Raw genomic sequence first — 17,899 nt, 5'->3', positions numbered from 1 at the left:
AGAGCCGTTCCGTGAACCGCCTCACCACCCACGCGCCCGCCCGCGCCCAGGGCTGGCTGGCCGCCGGGCCGCGCCGCCGCGTCACCCCCGCCGTCCGACTGATCTGCCTGCCGTACGCCGGTGGTGGGTCCTCGGCGTACCACGGGTGGCAGGAGCTGCTCGGCGACGATGTCGAGGTCTGCCCGGTCGAGCTGCCCGGGCGGCAGTCCCGCTGGCGTGAGCCGGCGTACACCGGGGTGCGGCAGCTGGTGGAGGCCCTCGCCCCGGCGCTGGCCCCCGAGCTGGGGGTGCCCTACGCCCTGTTCGGGCACAGTATGGGGGCGTTGGTCTCCTTCGAGCTGGCTCGCGAACTGCGTCGCCGCGCGGTGCCGCCGCCCCGGGTCCTCTTCGCTGCCGGTGCCCTCGCGCCGGGGCTGCGGCGTACCTCGCCGAACATCCACGACCAACCCGACGCGGTGGTCGTCGAACGGCTGCGTGAGCTGGGCGGTCTGGACGAGGAGATCCTCGCCGAACCCGAACTGCTCGACCTGCTCCTGCCCGCCATCCGCGCCGACTTCGCGGTCTGCGAGACCTACGAGTACCGGCCGGAGCCGCCGCTGAGCTGCCCGATCGTCGCCTTCGCGGGGGACCGGGACCGGGAGGTGCCGCCGGATCGGGTCGCACCGTGGCGGGAGCACACGTCGGCCGGGTCCACCCTGCACGTGCTGCCGGGCGGGCACTTCTTTCCGATGACGGCCCGGGACGCCCTGCTGGGCACCGTCCGGGCCACCCTCGCGGCGGGGAGTTAGACGGAGGGCGGGCCGCTCACCCGGCCCGCCCCACCCGGCATGGTCCGGCAGGCGAGTCGCGCGGCGGACGGGGTGGGGTGACTCCCCACACACCGGGAACGTCACACACCGCCGGGGTGTTGCCGACCGAGAGAATCACCCTCGGATCATCGCGCCACCCGGCCACCCCCGCCACGACCCCTGCCTCGTCACATCCACGCTGCCCACCGCCGGGCACCCACACTGGGACGCCGCGTCCGCGCGGCGCCGGTGACGCCCGCGCCGCCGCTCGTGACGACGCACCAGCTTCCGCAGAGAGATCGAGATGATGAAGCAGTTGGTGGACAAGACCGGTCACGAATCAGCCGTCGCGCCAGAGGTGCTGCCCGGCGACCTGATGACCAACCGTCAGCGGGCGCAGCTCGTCCTGGTGCTGGGCGCCCTGATCGCGATCGGGCCGCTGACCATCGACATGTACCTGCCCGCGCTACCCGCCATCACGGCCGGCCTGCAGACCACCGAGACCGCCGTGCAGTTGACGCTGACCGGCACGCTCGTCGGTCTCGCGTTGGGCCAGTTGCTGATCGGGCCGCTCTCCGATGTGGTCGGGCGACGGGTGCCGCTGCTGGCCGGTCTGGCCGCGCACATCGTGGCATCCGTGCTGTGCGTCTTCGCACCCAACATCGAGGTCCTCGGCGGGCTGCGCGTACTCCAGGGGCTCGGCGTCGCCGCCGCCACCGTGGTCGCGACGGCAGTGGTCCGCGACCTGTTCAGCGGTGCCTCCTTCGCCCGGATCTTCTCCCGGCTGATGCTCGTCATGGGCCTGGCGCCCATCCTCGCGCCGACGCTCGGCAGCGGCCTGCTGAGCTGGACCGACTGGCGGGGCGTCTTCGCGGCGCTGGCGGTGCTGGGTGCGCTGCTGATCGTCGTGGCCGCGTTCCGGCTCCCGGAGACCCTTCCGGTGGCGCGTCGGCGGCACGGCGGGGTGAGCGCCACCCTCCGCGACTATCGAGGGCTGCTCAACGACCGGGCGTTCGTCGGCCTGGTGCTGGTCGCCGGGCTGGCGATGGCCGCCCTGTTCGCGTACGTCTCGGGTTCGTCGTTCGTGCTCCAGCAGGAGTACGGCCTCGACGAGCAGCAGTTCGGCATCGCCTTCGGGGCCGGCGCGGTGGGCCTGATCGGGGCCACCCAGTTCAACGTGCGGCTGCTGCGCCGCTACACCCCGCAGCAGATCCTGGTGGGCGCCCTGATCGCCGGAACGGCAGCCGGACTGCTGCTGGTCATGTTCGCGGCGACCGGCATCGGTGGCCTGGGCACCCTGCTCGCGTCACTGTGGCTGGTCCTGGCCGCTGCCGGTCTCGCCCTGCCGAACGCGCCGGCACTGGCGATGAGCCGGCACAGCGAGGCCGCCGGCACCGCCGCAGCGCTGCTCGGCGCGGTGCAGTTCGGCATCGGTGCGTTGTCGGCGCCACTGGCCGGTCTGTTCGGCACCGGGAGCGTGCCGATGGCGATAGTCATCGCGGGCGGCATGGCCGCCGCGCTGATCGTCATGCTCCTCGTCGTGCCCCGCGCCGACCTCGGCACAGTCGACAGGGACCTGGCGATCGCGCTGCACTAGCCCGCAAGAGACGGAGGGCGGGCCGGTAACCCGGCCCGCCCCGGCGATCAGCGGATCTCGGTGGTGTCCTCGGGTCGTGGTTGGCCGCGCGGTGGGGCGGACCAGGGTGATTCGCCACCCACCCGGCGGGGCAGCGGCTCGGTCGATGTCGGGTCGGCCGGGTAACCCAGAGTGAGGGGCGCGGTGTCGCGCTCCGTGGGCGCGGGAGGCGTCCAGTCGGTCAACGTGAAGTCGTCGTCGCGGGGGCCTCCGTCCGACGCCGGGGTGGGTGCCACGGTCGGTTCGGTCGACGGGCTCGGCCACTGCCGCCAACGCTGTTGACTGAAGGTCGCCATCAGCAGCAGCAGGCCGAGCAGGAAGAGCGTGCCGTTCTCCACGGGCAGTCGCAGCGGCAGCGGATCGCCGAACACCTTCCACTCGTGCGGGATGGCGTCGCGCACCGAGAAGGGCGCCACGAACATCCCGATGTACGGGGTGACCAGCAGCGCACCGGCCACCAACGGGCCCAGCGGCGAGAAGCGCAGCGTGCCGAGCAGGCCCAGCAGGACACCGCCGACACCGAGGTACACGGCCGGCTCGATCAGGTTGGCGGTGTTGAACGTGCCGATCTCCACCCAGCGGTCGACCGTCCGGCTCGACCCGTCCTGCCCCAGTGTGACCAGCACCCAGGTGATGGGCGCCACCACCAGCCCGGCGAGGAAGCTCCAGAGATGTCGCATCCGCGCACCGTACCGTTTTCGGCATGACTGAGCACCTCTCCGCCCCTCCAACCGGCAAGCCGACGTCGTACTCCCGCGTCACTCTCAGCAAGATCATGACCGCGGTGGACGTCAACCTGTACGGCACCGTGCACGGCGGGGTCCTGATGAAGTTCGTCGACGACGTGGCCGGGGCGGCTGCCGCCCGACACAGCGGAGGGACCGCGGTGACCGCGGCGATCGACGAGATCGTCTTCTCCGAGGCGGTCCGGGTCGGCGACCTGGTGCACGCGCACGCCCAGGTGAACTGGACCGGCCAGACCTCGATGGAGGTGGGCGTGCGGGTGGTCGCCGAGCGGTGGGACTCGGCCGAGGACGCGCCGGTCCGGGTCGCCACCGCGTACCTGGTGTTCGTCGGCGTGGACGTGGGTGGGGCGCCGCGGGCGGTCCGCCCGGTGCTGCCCGAGACGGCGGAGGACGAACGCCGGTACAAGGAGGCGGAGATCCGCCGAGCGCACCGGCTGGCCCGCCGCCGCGCCATCCAGGCCCACCGCGCCGGCTGACCCACATGAGGTGGCGGGTTGCAGTGTGGGACGGGCACGCGTCGGTTGGCCCACCCGGTGCGCAGAATGGCGCTTCGAGGTAGGGCAAGATGGCGCCACGGCCCAGTCACAGTGTCGTGTCGGGCCAGGGGGAGGGTGGAGCAGTGGGTGACATGCTGTGGACGCCGCCGGCGGACGTACGCGAGCGGTCCCGGATCGGTGCCTACCTGCGCTGGCTGCGGGAGCACCGCGGGTTGGACTTCGCCGACTACGACGCGCTGTGGCGCTGGTCCACCACCGACCTGGACGGGTTCTGGCGCTCGATCTGGGACCACTTCGAGGTGATCGCGCACACACCGCCGAGCGCCACCCTCGCCGAGCGGGGGATGCCCGGCGCCCGCTGGTTCCCCGACGCCACGCTCAACTACGCGGAGAACGTGCTGCGGATGCCGGGGCGGGCCGACGACGACCCGGTGGTGATCGCGCACGGGCAGACCCGCCCGCCGGTCACGCTCACTGCTGGAGAGTTGCGCCAACAGGTCCGCCGGGTGTCGGCCGGGCTGCGCCGGCTCGGCGTCACCGTCGGTGACCGGGTGGCGGCGTACGCCCCGAACATCGCCGAGACGTACGTCCTGCTGCTGGCCACCGCCAGCCTGGGCGCGATCTTCTCGTCCTGCGCGCCCGAGTTCGGCACCCGTAGCGTCACCGACCGTTGGCAGCAGATCGAACCGACGGTGCTGGTCGCCGTGGACGGCTACCGGTACGGCGACAAGCCGGTGGACCGGCGTGCCGAGGTCGCCGCGATCCGGGCCGCCCTGCCGTCGCTTCGCCACACCGTCAGCATCGGCTACCTCGACCCGACGGGCCCCGCACCCGAGGGCGCGCTGGGCTGGGCCGAGCTGGCCGCACCCACCGACGAGCCGTCGACGTTCACGCCGGTGCCGTTCGACCACCCGCTCTACGTGCTGTACTCGTCGGGCACCACCGGCCTGCCGAAGCCGATCGTGCACGGCCACGGCGGCATCCTGCTGGAGCACCTGAAGATGCTCGCCCTGCACCACGATCTGGGCCCGGACGACCGGTTCTTCTGGTTCACCACCACCGGCTGGATGATGTGGAACTTCCTGGTCTCCGGCCCGGCGGTGGGGGCGGCCATCGTGCTCTTCGACGGCAACCCGGGGGTGCGGGCGGAACCCGGCCGGCCGGCCGAGCCTGACCTGGGCGCACTGTGGCGGCTGGCGGCGGAGACCGGGACGACGTACTTCGGCACCTCCGCGCCGTACCTGCTGGCCTGCCGTAAGGCCGGTTTGGTCCCCCGGGAGGTCGCCGACCTGTCGGCGCTGCGCGGCGTGGGTTCCACCGGGGCGCCGCTGCCCGCCGAGGGCTTCCGCTGGGTGTACGAGACCGTCAGCGACCACGTCCAACTCCAGTCGCTCTCCGGTGGCACCGACGTGTGCACCGGTTTCGTCGGCGGGGTGCCGCTGCTGCCGGTGTACGCCGGTGAGATCGCCTGCCGGGCGTTGGGCGCCAAGGTGGAGGCCCGTTCCGCCGACGGCACACCGGTCATCGGTGAACTCGGCGAGCTGGTGATCACCGAACCGATGCCGAGCATGCCGGTGGGCTTCTGGAACGACCCGGACGGCACCCGTTACGCGGAGGCGTACTTCGACGTCTACCCGGGCGTCTGGCGACACGGTGACTGGATCACCATCAACGAGCGGGGTGGCTGCGTGATCACCGGCCGCTCCGACGCCACCCTCAACCGTGGTGGGGTGCGTCTCGGCACCGCCGAGTTCTACTCGGTGGTGGAAGGGCTCGACGAGGTCGTCGACTCGGTCGTCGTGCACCTGGAGGACGACGAGGGCGGCGCCGGTGAGCTGCTGCTCTTCGTGGTGCTGGCCGAGGGTCTGGAGCTGGACGACCCGATGCGCGCGAAGATCTGCCGTGAACTGCGCACGGCGCTCTCACCCCGGCACGTGCCCGACGAGATCCACCAGGTGCGTTCGGTGCCCCGCACCCTCTCGGCGAAGAAGCTGGAGGTGCCGGTCAAGAAGATCCTCACCGGCACCCCGGTCGACCAGGCCGCCGCGAAGGGTGCCCTCGTCAACCCCGAGTCCCTGACCGCCTTCGCGGCCCTCGCTCAGGCCCGCACGACGTCCTGACCCGCGGGGCGGGGTGTGGTCAGGAGAGGGAGTGCGTGACTTTTTCCGCGGTCAGCCGGGCGGGTAGGCGGGCGGGGTCCTGGTTGGCGCAGAGGACCACTGTGGCGGCCCGGGTCAGCGGGGCCAGCAGCCAGTCGACCGGGTCGGGGTGCCGGGCGGCGTCGATGAGGACCCGGGCGCCGGGGAGGATGCCCAACTCGGTGGCGCGGGCCTCGGCGCGGCTCAGCAGGTGCGCGTCGGTGGGGCCAGGGCCGGATTGCGGCGTGAAGTGGTCACCGTGTCCGCGTACCTCGACGACGTAGTCGGCGAATCCGGGCGGCACCTGTCGAAGTGGGGCGGCGAGCGGGGCCAACCCGAGGGCGTACCGCTCGTCGGCGGACCAGGACTGCGCCTCGTCGAACCTGTCGGCGGCGGCGAAGAGCACCCCCACCTCGCCCGGCGTGTCGACGACGCTCAGCTTGGCCGACCAGCAGGCCAGCAACACCGCCGCGGTCTGCCAGTGAGGCGGCAGCACCACGCCGGCCGGGGTGCCCGGCGCGAGGCCGACCTCGTCGACGAGGAGATTGGCGGTCTTCGCCACCCAGTTCGCCAACGTGACGCCGGAGAGTTCGGTGCGGTCGCCGGTGGCGTCGTCGTACCAGGTGAGCAGCGGTCGGGTCGGGTCGGACGCGATCGCGTCGGCGAACACCCGGGCAATGTTGTCGGCCATCGGCGCGAACGATACGCCAGTGCGGGCCGTACTCGATGACGATGACAAGTCGGCGTACCGTCGGGTCGCAGTCAGCGTCGGCCCCGCGCCCCGGCGTAGGCTTTACCCCCGGAGTGTTGTTCCCCACAGTCTCGCCAGTACAAGGAGTCGCCCCGTGACCGCCGGTCGCCCGCCCCGCGTGCTCATCGACGCCACGAGTGTCCCCACCGACCGTGGTGGTGTCGGTCGATACGTCGACGGTCTGCTCGGCGCCCTCGGCAAGGTGTGCGGGTCGGGGGTGGAGCTGGCGGTGGTCAGTCTCCGCACCGATCTTGAGCGGTACACTCGCATGCTGCCCGGCGCGGAGATCATCCCGGCCCCGGCCGCCGTGGCGCACCGCCCGGCCCGGCTCGCCTGGGAGCAGACCGGCCTGCCGCTGCTCGCCCAGCAGGTCGGCGCAGAGGTGCTGCACTCGCCCTTCTACACCTGCCCGCTGCGGGCCGGATGTCCGGTCACGGTCACCGTGCACGATGCGACGTTCTTCACCGAGCCGGAGCATTACGACAAGTCGCGCCGCACGTTCTTCCGCAGCGCCATCAAGACCTCGTTGCGCCGCGCCAACCGGGTGATCGTGCCCAGCAAGGCCACCCGGGACGAGCTGATCCGATTGCTCGACGCCGACCCGACGCGGATCGACGTCGCCTACCACGGCGTCGACCAGGCTGCCTTCCACGCTCCCACAGAGGAGGAGAAGGCTCGGGTGCGAGCGCGCCTGGGGCTGGGCAACAGCAGCTACGTCGCCTTCCTCGGTGCCAAGGAGCCTCGGAAGAACGTGCCCAACCTGATCCGTGGGTGGGCGCGGGCGGTGGCCGACCGGGTCGACCCGCCGGCCCTGGTGATCGCCGGTGGGCAGGGGCACGACGAGGACATCGACCGGGCGGTGGCCGAGGTGCCGTCGCACCTGCGTCTGCTGCGCCCCGGCTACCTCCGCTACGGCGACCTGCCAGGTTTCCTCGGCGGTGCCCTGGTCGCCGCGTACCCGTCCTACGGCGAGGGGTTCGGGCTGCCGATCCTGGAGGCGATGGCGTGCGCCGCCCCGGTGCTGACCACGCCCCGGCTCTCGCTGCCCGAGGTGGGCGGCGACGCGGTCGCGTACACCTCGGAGGACCCGGAGCAGATCAGCATCGACCTGGCCGCCCTGCTCGACGACGAGCAGCGACGGTTGTCGCTGGCGAAGGCGGGGTTCGACAGGGCCAAGGAGTTCACCTGGGAGTCCAGCGCCGAGGTGCACATCTCCGCGTGGAGTCGCGCCCGCTCCTGACCCTCCGCACCACTGCGGGTGACCCGTGCCACTTTGGGCAGGTACGTCGGGCATGATGTGCGGATGCTTTATGCGGTCATTCCGGCAGGTGGCAGTGGCACGAGGTTGTGGCCGCTGTCCCGCGCCGGCCATCCCAAGTTCCTCCACCCGCTGACCGGCACCAGCGCCTCACTGCTCCAGGCGACGGTCGAACGGCTCGCGCCGCTGACCACACCGGATCGGATCCTCGTGGTCACCGGTGCCGCGCACGTCACGGCGGTGGCACGGCAGCTGGCCGTGCTGCCGGAGGAGAACATCCTGGTCGAGCCCTCCCCCCGGGATTCCTGCGCGGCGATCGCGTTGGCCGCCGCGGTCATCGCGGCACGTGACCCGAACGCGGTGATGGGCAGCTTCGCGGCCGACCACCTGATCCGCGACCCGGACAGCTGGGTCTGCACAGTCCAGGAGGCGGTCCACGGGGCCCAGCAGGGCATGCTGATGACCGTCGGGATCACTCCGACCCGTGCGGAGACCGGCTACGGCTACCTGGAGACCGGCGATCCGACCGAGGGTGTGCCGTGGCGGCCGGTGACCGAGTTCAAGGAGAAGCCGGCCGCCGAGGTGGCCGAGGCGTACGTCCGTTCGGGCCGGCACCTGTGGAACGCGAGCATGTTCGTGTGGCGGGTGGACGTCTTCCTCGCCGAGCTGGCCCGCCAGCAGCCGGCGCTGCACGCCGGCGTCGCCGCGATCGCCGCCGCCTGGGGCACCCCGGAGCAGGACGACGTCCTGGGCGCGATCTGGCCGACCCTGCCGAAGATCTCCGTCGACTACGCGGTGATGGAGGGTGCGGCCACGGCGGGTCGGGTCGCGACGGTGCCGGGCGACTTCGGTTGGAACGACGTCGGTGACTTCCACACCCTCGGCGACGTGCTGTCGGCCGACGACGCGGGCAACGTGGTGCTCGGCTCGGAGGCCAAGCCGGGCGTGCTGCTGCGGGACAGCAGCAACCTCGTGGTCGTCCCGCAGTCGGGTCGGTTGGTGGCCGTGCTCGGTCTGCGCGACCTGATCGTGGTGGACACCCCGGACGCGGTGCTGGTCTGCCCGCGCGACCGGGCGCAGGACGTCAAGGGCCTCGTCGACGAGCTCAAGGGGCGAGGCGAAGAGGGCTACGTCTGAGAGCGGCGAGGGCCGGTGCGACCAGTTGTGCGGTCCCGCCGGCCAGTGGCTCGGGCAGCTGGTCCGGTGGGAACCAGCCCAGCTCCTCGGCCTCGTCGCTGACCTGCTCCACGGCCGAGGGCGGGGCGATCACCGCGAACCGGACGTCGTAGTGCGCCGAGCCGCCCTGACACTGCACCTGGTGCACGTCCACGTCGATCGGCACCGGGTCGATGCGAAGGCCGGCGATCCCGGACTCCTCGGTCGCCTCGCGGAGCGCCGCGCCGACCAGGGTCTGGTCGGTCGGCTCGCAGTGCCCGCCGAGCTGCACCCAACGCCCGAACTTGCCGTGCAGGCAGAGCAGCACCCGGGAGCCGGTGGCGTCCAGCACCAACGCGCTCGCGGTGATGTGCCCGGGGATGTGCTGCCGGCTCATCGCGACCGGGCCGGCGGCGAGCAGCGCCAGCGTCCGGTCCCGCGCGCTGGCCGCGTCCGGGCTGGTGGGCTGCCAGCCCTCCAGCAACGCGCTGGCGTCGGCGTGCAGCGCCTGGTACGTCTCAGGGTCGGTCGGCTGGGCGGTCGGGCCGGTCATCACGGTGTCGGGCACCCCGCCACTGTACGAGCGTGTGCTCCGTACGCTGGCTCGGTGACCCTGCGACTCGTCGAATTCGTGGTGGCCGGTAACGAGGCCAGCGATCTGTTGCCGGTGCGGTCGGCGGCGCTGCTGCGCGCGTACGGTGCCCGGCGGGGCTTCTGGACGGTGCTGGACGAGGGGCCGGTGGAGCGCTGCCTCGCGCTGCTGCTGGAGCGCGACGACGGGGAGTGGACGGCCCTGCACGTGCTGGCGGATGCCGGTGTGGAGAACGGGCGGACCGAGGACGGTGAGGCGCTCGCCCACCACGACGGCTGGGTGTACGTGTTCGGCTCCCACTTCGGCTCGAAGGCAGGCCCGCTGCGCCCTCGGCGCGCCTTCGTGGCCCGGTTCCGCGAGGACGACGCGGCGGCCGGGCCGGTGCCGGTGCCGGTGCACGTGGTACGCAACTCGTTTCGCCTGCACCGGGCGGTGAACGACGCTCTCGCCGCGGCGCCGCTGACCCTCCTGCCGGCGGGGGAGCGGGTGCGGGAGCGGTTCATCGTGGAGACGCTGGCTCGGGGGACCGTCCGGGAGAAGAGCTGGGTGAGCCGGTTGGCCCCGGACGACCTGCCGTTGAACGTGGAGGCTGCGGCGTTCACCCCGGCCGGGACGGTGCTGCTCGGGCTGCGGTTTCCGGTCACCGACGCCGGTGAGCCGATCCTGGTCGAGGTGGCCGGTGTGCCGGGCATGTTCACGGGCGAGCGGGCCTGGCCGCGGGCGTTGGGCGCGTACGTGCTGACCGGAGTCACCGCGCCGGGGCAGCTGACCGGCTTCCGCGCGATCACCCCGACGGCGGACGGCGGGTACGCGGCCGTGATCGGCTCGATCGACGCGCTGGGCAAGGGGTCGGTCCTGCTCGACGACCATCCGGGTGGGGGTGAGGTCACCTCCCGGCACGTCCGCTTCCGGCTCACCGGTGGCGAGGCCGGCGACGGGCGGCGGCTCGTCGGGGAGCAGGTGGCGGACCTGGCCCCGTTTCACCACGTCGAGGGCGTGGCGGAGCTGGACGGACGGTCGTTCTACGTCACGGACGAGGACCATCGGGTCGCGCTCTGGGTCGGCTGAGCCGGCACCGGGGGGCGGATGACCGGACGGCACCTCCGCGGAGCAAGGGCCGCAGACCCTCGTGGTGCCGTCCGATCACCGGGGCCTCCCCGGTCCCGGCGCCCCGGCAGCACGGGCGTCAAGGACGCACGGCGCCGTGTTCGGGCATGGGAAGCATGCCTAACCGGCCCCGGAGGCGTCGAGGTTTTTCAGTCCAGGCTTAAAGATGGAGATTACTGCCGGCCAGGTAGAGTCGAACGGTCATCCGGCATCCCCCTGTCGGCGACACAGGAGCGCTCCATGCTGAAGATCCACTTTTCCGGGGAGGACATCCTCCGGACCCGGGTGGCGCCGGCGGCGGACCCGGTCTGGGAGCTGGTCCTCAGCCTGCACGTGCTGCGCGGCCGCACCCGCGATCCGCTGACCGCCAACTGGCGGCGCAGCGTGGCCCGGGATCTGCGCCAGGACTCCGCCTCCGAGCAACTCCGCCTGCTCTTCGCGCTGAACCCGCCGCGTGGCTACTTCCCCGACTTCCTCACCCCGTACGCCAGCGTCGAGGGCTTCGAGGCCGGGCTGGACGCGCTCCGCCGGACCCCCGCCGAGTTGCTGCACCGGGACCTGAGCGTGCTGGCCGCCGAGAACCAGCTGCCCTCCTCCGCGGCAGCGCTCGCTCGCGGTGAGGTGTCGGCGCTGCACCACCTGGCCGAGTCGATGGAGCAGTACCGGTCGCTGGCGATCAGCCCGTACTGGGGCCGGATCCAGGCCGCGGTTGCGGCGGACCGCACGCGGCGGGCGCGGGCGCTGCTCGACGGCGGCGTCGAGGGCCTGCTCGCCAGCCTCCGGCCGACGATGCGCTGGGAGAGCGGGGTTCTGGAGGTCCACAGCTACCCGCACAGCAGGGAGCTGCACCTGGACGGCCGTGGGCTGCTGCTGGTGCCGTCGTTCTTCTGCGCTGCCACCCCGGTCGCACTGCTCGACCCGGCGCTGCCACCGGTGCTGGTCTACCCGGTGGACCGGCTGGGCGCACTGGTCTCCGCCGACGCCGACGCCGCGTCCGGTGCTGCCCGCGAATCACTCGCCGCGCTGCTGGGCCGCACCCGGGCGGCGGTGTTGCAGGCCAGCGACGAGGGCTGCACCACCGGGGAGGTCGCCCGCCAACTCAACATCTCACCGGCGGCGGCGAGCCAGCACGCCACGGTCCTGCGCAACGCCGGTCTGCTGGTCAGCCACCGCGAACGCAACAGCGTGCTGCACACGTTGACCCCGCTGGGCCGGGCCATGCTGGACGCGTGACCCGGCCGTTCGCACAGGCCTTAGGGGCGGTTCTACAGGGCGAGCGCGGCGCTCGCCGGGCTGCCGGGCGGCGGCGGCAACAGTGTCGACCCGACACCCTGGGCGGCCAGGGCGACCCGCAGCCGGTGCAGGTCGGCGCCGAAGCGGACCAGACCGAACGGCTCGACGGGCGTCGGGGCCGAGCCGAGCACCAGGTCGGAGCCGTCCGGCCACCCGGGCATCTCGGCGACCAGACCGGCGCGTACCTCGGCCTCGTCGACCAGTGTGAAGACCGTGCCGGGGGCGACCACCCCGGCGACCGCGTCGATCGCCCGTCGCACCGCGGTCAGGTCCGCCGGTGTCGGGCCCGGACCGTCGGTCAGGGTGGCGGCGTCGGAGAGCCCGGCGGCGCGGGCTTCGGCGGTACCGAGCGAGAACAGGTCCTGCGCCGCGTCGCGGATCAGCGCCCGCGCGCCACCGGCGTCGTCCGGGTTGCTGGCCGGCAGATAGCCCCGCACCACAGCGACGGGGACCTGATCGCACTTGCCCTTGATCAGTTCGCCGGCACCCGCCAGCTCGTCCACCACGGCCATCTGGGTCAACTGCAACTCGTTGCCGTACGGGTCGACCTCGCCCCGGTGGTCCCGGATCGCCGTCATGCCGGCCACCCCGAGCGCCACGTCGGTGAGCCCGTTGCGCCAGGGCCGGCCCATCGTGTCGCTGATGATCACGGCCAGGTCCAGGTCGTAGCGCTCCCGAAGCGCGTCCCGAAGAGCCCGCGCCGAGGCGTCCGGGTCGACAGGCAGCAGCACAAGTTGGGTCTTGTCCACGTTCGACGCGTCGATCCCGGCCGAGGCCATGACGAATCCGTGGTGGGTCTGCACGATCCGGGTCGCCCCCCGACTGGCCACCACCCGGGCGGTCTCACCGTCCAGGACCTCGTCCCGGGCGGCCAGCCGTTCCGGCCCGTCCGCCGGCACGTCGACGAGCCGCCCCTCCGCCTTGGAAACGATCTTGCTGGTCACCACCAGCACGTCGCCGTTGCGCAGCCACGGCGCGGCAGTCGCAATCACCGCAGCCAGATCGTCACCCTCGGTCACGTGACCGATGCCGAGCACCGGCAGAATCTCCAGCCTCACGTCAACTCCACCGCGGCGCGGACCATGGCCGCCGTCGCCGCCTCGTCGGTCATCCGCAGCGGCACCGCGCGGACCGTCACCTCGGGCACCACGGTGCCCGCGTCCTCCTCGGCCACCAGCCAACCGTCGAGCAGGCCGCCGCTCGCCCGGCCGCCGTAGAGCCGACCCACCCCCGCCGCGCTGCACTCCGCACCGAGCACGGCCAGGCAACGGTCGGCCATCCCCCGCACCGGCGCGCCGCCGATGATCGGGGAGACACCCACCACCGGCGCCGGGCCGTCCGCCACCGCCGCACGCAGCCCCGGTACGGCCAGCACCGGCGCGACGCTCACCACCGGGTTGCTCGGCGCGATCAGCACCAGGTCGGCCGAGGCGATCGCGTCCAGCACCCCGGGGGCCGGCTTCGCCGTCTCCGCGCCCACGAACACGAAACGGTGCGTGAGGATGTCGGCGCGGTACCGCACCCACCACTCCTGAAAGTGGATCGCCCGCTGACCCTGGTCGTCCTCCACCACGGCGTGGGTCTCCAGGCGGTCGTCCGTCGCCGGCAGCAGCCGTACGCCCGGCTCCCAGCGGCTGGCCAGCGCCTCGGTGACCGCGCTCAACGGATAACCGCCGTTGAGCATGGTGCTGCGGACCAGGTGGGTGGCGATGTCCTTGTCGCCGAGGCCGAACCAGGTCGGCTCCGCCCCGTACGCGGCCAACTCCTGTTTGACCGTCCAGCTCTCGCCGACCCGACCCCAGCCCCGTTCCGGGTCGGCGCCCCCGCCGAGGGTGTACATGACGCTGTCCAGGTCGGGGCAGATCTTCAACCCGTGTAGCCACAGGTCGTCGCCGACGTTGACAACGGCGGTCACCTCAGCGCCGACGTCACGGGCGTACGCCCGGACGCCGAGCAGGAACCGGGCGCCGCCGATGCCGCCGGCCAGAACCACGATGCGCATGTCGACCATCCTCGCGCACGTGACGCCTCCGATCGGCGGGTGGCCCGGGAGACTAGAGTCACGGTCACCTGTCCGTTGATGCCCCGAGGGGGAGCTCGTGACCAGCCCCGCCGAGCCCGCGTCCGCCGACGCGACGCAGGCCCGCCAGCTGACCAAGCCACTACGGGAGCTCGCCGCGCTCGCGCTGCTCGGCGCCAACGCCGTGTTCCTCTTCGTGGGCCTGCTCCGGCTCATCGCCCCGAACGACTACAGCTCCTTCACCGACCGCGCGGGTAGTGCCTTCTACGCGTTCGTCGGGGTGGAGGCGGTGGGCCTCCCGCTGCTGGCGGTACTGCTGGCCACGCACATCTCGCCGGTGTTGACGAAGGCGAAGCTGATCACGCAGGCAGCTCTCGTCGAGTACGCGGTAAGCGCACTGTTCGGCACGCTGACCATGCTGATCTGGACGGTGGGCCGGCTGGCCGAGGCCGAGGTGCTCGACGCGCTGCTCGGTGTGCTCACCCGGTTCGCCTGGATGGTGATCTTCGCGATCGCCGCCTGGGTGGTCTACACCATCTGGCGCGCCCACTACTACGTGCCGCGAGCCAAGCCGCAGTCAGGCGTCTACGGCCAGCCCCAGCCGGGCTGGCCGCAGCAGCAGGGCGGTTGGCCGACCCCGGGTCAGCCCGGCGGCCAGCCGCAGGGTGGCTGGCCCGCTCCCGGCCAGCCCGGCGGCGGCTACCCGCAGGCTGGCCAGCCGGGTGGTGGTTACCCGCAGGCTGGTTACCCGCAGGCCGGCCAGTACGGCCAGCAGTCGCCACCGTTCCAGGCCCCGCAGTCGGCCCCACCGTTTCCGCAGTCGGCCCCGCCGCACCCGCAGTCGGCCCCGCCGTTCCAGGCGCCGCAGTCCGCGCCCCAGGCGAACCCCGCCCCGCAGTCCGCGCCGCCGTCCCCGGCCGTGCCGCCGTTCGGGCAGCCGCCGTCGGCCGACCCCACTCAGGCGATCCCGCGCCAGTCCGCCGACCCGACCGAGGTCATCTCCCACCCCACCGACCCGGACAACGACCGCACCCAACACATCAAGCCCAACGACCACCCCGACCAGCCCCGCTGACGCGAAGACTGCGCCGATCTTGCACTTTCGGTAGTCGAAACGAGCGAGATATCCCTTAAGTCGGGACACAAACTGCAAGATCGCGAGGCTCCGGCACCACAACTCCGTCGATCATGGAGTTATGGTGCCGGATTCGCGTTCTACGAGGCACTTTGTCACCCACCACAACTCCTTGATCGACGGGGCGCACCGCGCGGGAGGCTGCGACCGGGCACGGAGCACGGCATGGGGCGGGGCTCGGTGGGGACTGGTTGGGTGGCGTCGGGCTGCGCATAGGGTGAGTGGATGGTTGATCGCACCCACTCCGGCCCGAGCGATGCGAGCGTGCGGCGGGCCCTGGGCCGGGCCGCGAACGGGCGGGCGCTGGATCTCGACGAGGCGACAGCGCTGCTGTCCGCTCGTGGCGACGCGCTGGACGAGCTGCTCCGGCTCGCCGGGGGAGTCCGCGACGCCGGGCTTCGGGACGCCGGACGGCCAGGTGTGGTCACGTACTCCAAGAAGGTCTTCATCCCGCTGACGCGGCTCTGCCGGGACCGGTGCCACTACTGCACCTTCGCGACGGTGCCGCACCGGTTGCCGGCGCCGTTCCTGGACCGCGACGAGGTCCTCGCGATCGCCCGGGCCGGTGCCGCGCAGGGTTGCAAGGAGGCGCTGTTCACCCTGGGTGACCGGCCGGAGGAGCGTTGGCCGGCGGCGCGGACCTGGTTGGACGAACGCGGTTACGACTCGACACTCGACTACCTGCGGGCCTGTGCGGTGGCGGTGTTGGAGGAGACCGGCCTGCTGCCGCACCTCAACCCCGGGGTGCTGTCCTGGTCGGAGCTGCAACGGCTCAAGCCGGTCGCGCCGAGCATGGGCATGATGCTGGAGACGACCGCGACGCGGCTGTGGTCCGAGCCGGGTGGCCCGCACTTCGGCTCACCGGACAAGGAGCCGGCGGTCCGGTTGCGGGTGCTCGAGGACGCGGGCCGGGTCGGGGTGCCGTTCACCACCGGCATCCTGATCGGCATCGGGGAGACCCCGGGGGAGCGGGTGGACGCGCTCTTCGCGATCCGCCGCGTCCACCGGGAGTACGGCCACCTCCAGGAGGTGATCGTGCAGAACTTCCGCGCCAAGCCGGACACGGCGATGCGCGGCATGCCGGACGCGGAGCTGCACGATCTGGCCGCCACGGTGGCGGTGGCCCGGCTGCTGCTCGGCCCGAAGGCCCGGATCCAGGCCCCGCCGAACCTCATCGCCGGCGAGTACGACCTGCTGCTGCGCGCCGGCATCGACGACTGGGGTGGCGTCTCCCCGCTCACCCCCGACCACGTCAACCCGGAGCGCCCCTGGCCGCAGATCGACGAGTTGGCCCGGCACACCGAGCTGGCGGGGTTCACGCTGCGGGAGCGGTTGACGATCTACCCGGAGTACGTGCGCGCGGGTGACCCGTGGCTCGATCCTCGGCTGCTGCCGCACGTCGGCGCCCTGGCCGATCCGTCGACGGGCATGGCGGTCGAGTCGGCGATGCCGCAGGGACGACCGTGGCAGGAGCCGGAGGAGGTGTTCGGCGGGCGGGTCGACCTGCACGCCACCATCGACACCACCGGCCGCACCGACGACCGGCGCGGCGACTTCGACAGCGTCTACGGCGACTGGTCCGAGGTCGCTGGCAAGGTCACCCCGGAGGCGACCGCCCGCCGGGCGGGCGTACCCCCGGTGTCGGCCGGGGTCGGCGCGGACCGTGACCTGGCGGCCGGGTTGCGGCTCGCCGCCGACGACCCGGCGGCGCTGCTCGACCCCGCGCACACCGATGCCGCGCTGGCGCTGTTCGGCGCGGACGGCCCGTCGCTCGACGAGTTGTGCCGCCTCGCCGACGACGTCCGCCGTGCGGCGGTCGGCGACGATGTCACCTACGTGGTCAACCGCAACATCAACTTCAGCAACGTCTGCTACGTGGGCTGCCGCTTCTGTGCGTTCGCGCAGCGTGAGCGGGACGCCGACGCGTACCGGCTCTCCGTCGAGCAGGTCGCGGACCGGGCGGAGCAGGCGTGGGCCGCCGGTGCGAGCGAGGTGTGCCTCCAGGGCGGCATCGACCCGAAGATGCCGGTCACCGGGTACGCCGACATCGTGCGCGCGATCAAGGCCCGGGTGCCCGAGATGCATGTGCACGCGTTCTCGCCCATGGAGATCGTCACCGCCGCCGCGAAGGCCGGGGTGCCGGTCCGTGAGTGGTTGCTCCAGCTGCGCGAGGCCGGGCTGGACACCATTCCGGGCACCGCCGCCGAGATCCTCGACGACGACGTGCGCTGGGTGCTGACCAAGGGCAAACTCCCGGCCGCCGCCTGGGTCGAGGTGGTGAGCACCGCCCACGAGCTGGGCATCCGGTCCAGCTCCACGATGATGTACGGCCACGTCGACCACCCTGGGCAGTGGCTGGCGCACTTCCGGGTGCTGGCCGGGGTGCAGGACCGCACCGGCGGGTTCACCGAGTTCGTGGCGCTGCCGTTCGTGCACACGAATGCTCCGATCTATCTGGCGGGTATCGCCCGCCCGGGGCCGACGTGGCGGGAGAACCGGGTGGTGCACGCCATGTCCCGGCTGCTGCTGCACGGCCGGATCGACAACATCCAGTGCTCCTGGGTGAAGCTCGGCGACGAGGGCACCGTCGCGATGCTCCAGGGCGGCTGCAACGACCTGGGCGGCACGCTGATGGAGGAGACCATCTCCCGGATGGCGGGCTCCGACAACGGTTCGGCGCGTACCGAGGAGCAGTTGCGGGCCATCGCGAAGGCCGCCGGTCGTCCGGCGCGCAAGCGGTCGACTGCGTACGGTCACGCCCGGCCCTGACGTCGAACCTTTCC

The 17,899-nt window shown here is 72.4% G+C and carries 15 protein-coding genes; 10 read left to right on the top strand and 5 right to left on the bottom strand.

Annotated features, from left to right (window positions below; all coding sequences use genetic code 11):
- Positions 1-11 precede the first annotated feature (11 nt).
- Both ABZU43_RS07030 and ABZU43_RS07025 read left to right on the top strand, forming a co-directional pair.
- Entirely contained in the window at positions 12-788 is a 777-nt protein-coding gene (locus ABZU43_RS07030) for an alpha/beta fold hydrolase (protein WP_355005610.1), read from the top strand.
- Positions 789-1,092: 304 nt separating this feature from the next.
- A complete protein-coding gene (locus tag ABZU43_RS07025; protein ID WP_355005609.1) occupies positions 1,093-2,385 on the top strand; it encodes a multidrug effflux MFS transporter in 1,293 nt (430 codons plus the stop codon).
- Positions 2,386-2,432: 47 nt separating this feature from the next.
- Here the strand turns inward: ABZU43_RS07025 and ABZU43_RS07020 are convergent, their stop codons facing one another.
- Positions 2,433-3,104 carry a hypothetical protein gene (locus ABZU43_RS07020; protein WP_355005608.1) on the bottom strand — a complete coding sequence of 224 codons (672 nt, stop codon included), beginning with the start codon at positions 3,102-3,104 and terminating at the stop codon, positions 2,433-2,435.
- Between the two features lie 23 nt (positions 3,105-3,127).
- On the opposite strand from ABZU43_RS07020, the gene ABZU43_RS07015 reads away from it, so the two are divergent.
- Entirely contained in the window at positions 3,128-3,646 is a 519-nt protein-coding gene (locus tag ABZU43_RS07015; protein WP_203125586.1) for a hotdog domain-containing protein, read from the top strand.
- A 143-nt stretch (positions 3,647-3,789) separates the two neighbouring features.
- A complete protein-coding gene (locus ABZU43_RS07010; protein ID WP_355005607.1) occupies positions 3,790-5,787 on the top strand; it encodes an acetoacetate--CoA ligase in 1,998 nt (665 codons plus the stop codon).
- 19 nt (positions 5,788-5,806) lie between these two features.
- Here ABZU43_RS07010 and ABZU43_RS07005 read toward each other — a convergent pair whose 3' ends face one another.
- The gene (locus ABZU43_RS07005) at positions 5,807-6,496 is read right to left on the bottom strand and encodes a TIGR03089 family protein (protein WP_355005606.1); all 690 of its coding nucleotides are present in this window, start codon (positions 6,494-6,496) and stop codon (positions 5,807-5,809) included.
- A gap of 154 nt (positions 6,497-6,650) precedes the next feature.
- Here ABZU43_RS07005 and ABZU43_RS07000 point away from each other — a divergent pair, with 154 nt between their 5' ends.
- Together ABZU43_RS07000 and ABZU43_RS06995 are read left to right on the top strand one after the other, a co-directional pair.
- Positions 6,651-7,796, top strand: a complete 1,146-nt coding sequence (locus ABZU43_RS07000; protein WP_355005605.1) for a glycosyltransferase family 1 protein — start codon at positions 6,651-6,653, stop codon at positions 7,794-7,796.
- Positions 7,797-7,859: 63 nt separating this feature from the next.
- On the top strand, positions 7,860-8,951 hold the full coding sequence (locus tag ABZU43_RS06995; protein ID WP_355005604.1) for a sugar phosphate nucleotidyltransferase: 1,092 nt from the start codon (positions 7,860-7,862) through the stop codon (positions 8,949-8,951).
- Here ABZU43_RS06995 and ABZU43_RS06990 read toward each other — a convergent pair.
- On the bottom strand, positions 8,920-9,522 hold the full coding sequence (locus ABZU43_RS06990; RefSeq protein ID WP_355005676.1) for an NUDIX hydrolase: 603 nt from the start codon (positions 9,520-9,522) through the stop codon (positions 8,920-8,922). The two genes, ABZU43_RS06995 and ABZU43_RS06990, sit on opposite strands and share 32 nt — an antisense overlap.
- 54 nt (positions 9,523-9,576) lie before the next feature.
- Here ABZU43_RS06990 and ABZU43_RS06985 point away from each other — a divergent pair, with 54 nt between their 5' ends.
- Entirely contained in the window at positions 9,577-10,629 is a 1,053-nt protein-coding gene (locus ABZU43_RS06985) for a hypothetical protein (protein WP_355005603.1), read from the top strand.
- A 279-nt stretch (positions 10,630-10,908) separates the two neighbouring features.
- Positions 10,909-11,901, top strand: coding sequence for a winged helix-turn-helix domain-containing protein (locus tag ABZU43_RS06980; RefSeq protein ID WP_355005602.1), 993 nt, complete (start codon positions 10,909-10,911; stop codon positions 11,899-11,901).
- 32 nt (positions 11,902-11,933) lie between these two features.
- Here the strand turns inward: ABZU43_RS06980 and ABZU43_RS06975 are convergent, their stop codons facing one another.
- Together ABZU43_RS06975 and cofD are read right to left on the bottom strand one after the other, a co-directional pair.
- Complete coding sequence (locus tag ABZU43_RS06975) at positions 11,934-13,019, bottom strand: coenzyme F420-0:L-glutamate ligase (protein ID WP_355005601.1); 1,086 nt, start codon at positions 13,017-13,019, stop codon at positions 11,934-11,936.
- Positions 13,016-13,963 (bottom strand): 2-phospho-L-lactate transferase, encoded by a 948-nt coding sequence (gene cofD / locus ABZU43_RS06970; protein WP_355005600.1) that lies wholly within the window; start codon positions 13,961-13,963, stop codon positions 13,016-13,018. Before cofD ends, ABZU43_RS06975 begins: the two co-directional genes overlap by 4 nt.
- A 97-nt stretch (positions 13,964-14,060) precedes the next feature.
- Here cofD and ABZU43_RS06965 point away from each other — a divergent pair, with 97 nt between their 5' ends.
- Together ABZU43_RS06965 and ABZU43_RS06960 are read left to right on the top strand one after the other, a co-directional pair.
- Entirely contained in the window at positions 14,061-15,056 is a 996-nt protein-coding gene (locus ABZU43_RS06965) for a hypothetical protein (protein ID WP_355005599.1), read from the top strand.
- Between the two features lie 285 nt (positions 15,057-15,341).
- The gene (locus tag ABZU43_RS06960) at positions 15,342-17,885 is read left to right on the top strand and encodes a bifunctional FO biosynthesis protein CofGH (protein WP_355005598.1); all 2,544 of its coding nucleotides are present in this window, start codon (positions 15,342-15,344) and stop codon (positions 17,883-17,885) included.
- Positions 17,886-17,899: the final 14 nt, after the last annotated feature.

It is taken from the genome of Micromonospora sp. NPDC005205 (genome assembly GCF_040608275.1).
GTDB lineage: Bacteria > Actinomycetota > Actinomycetes > Mycobacteriales > Micromonosporaceae > Micromonospora.
This window is presented reverse-complemented; position numbering and strand designations above follow the sequence as displayed.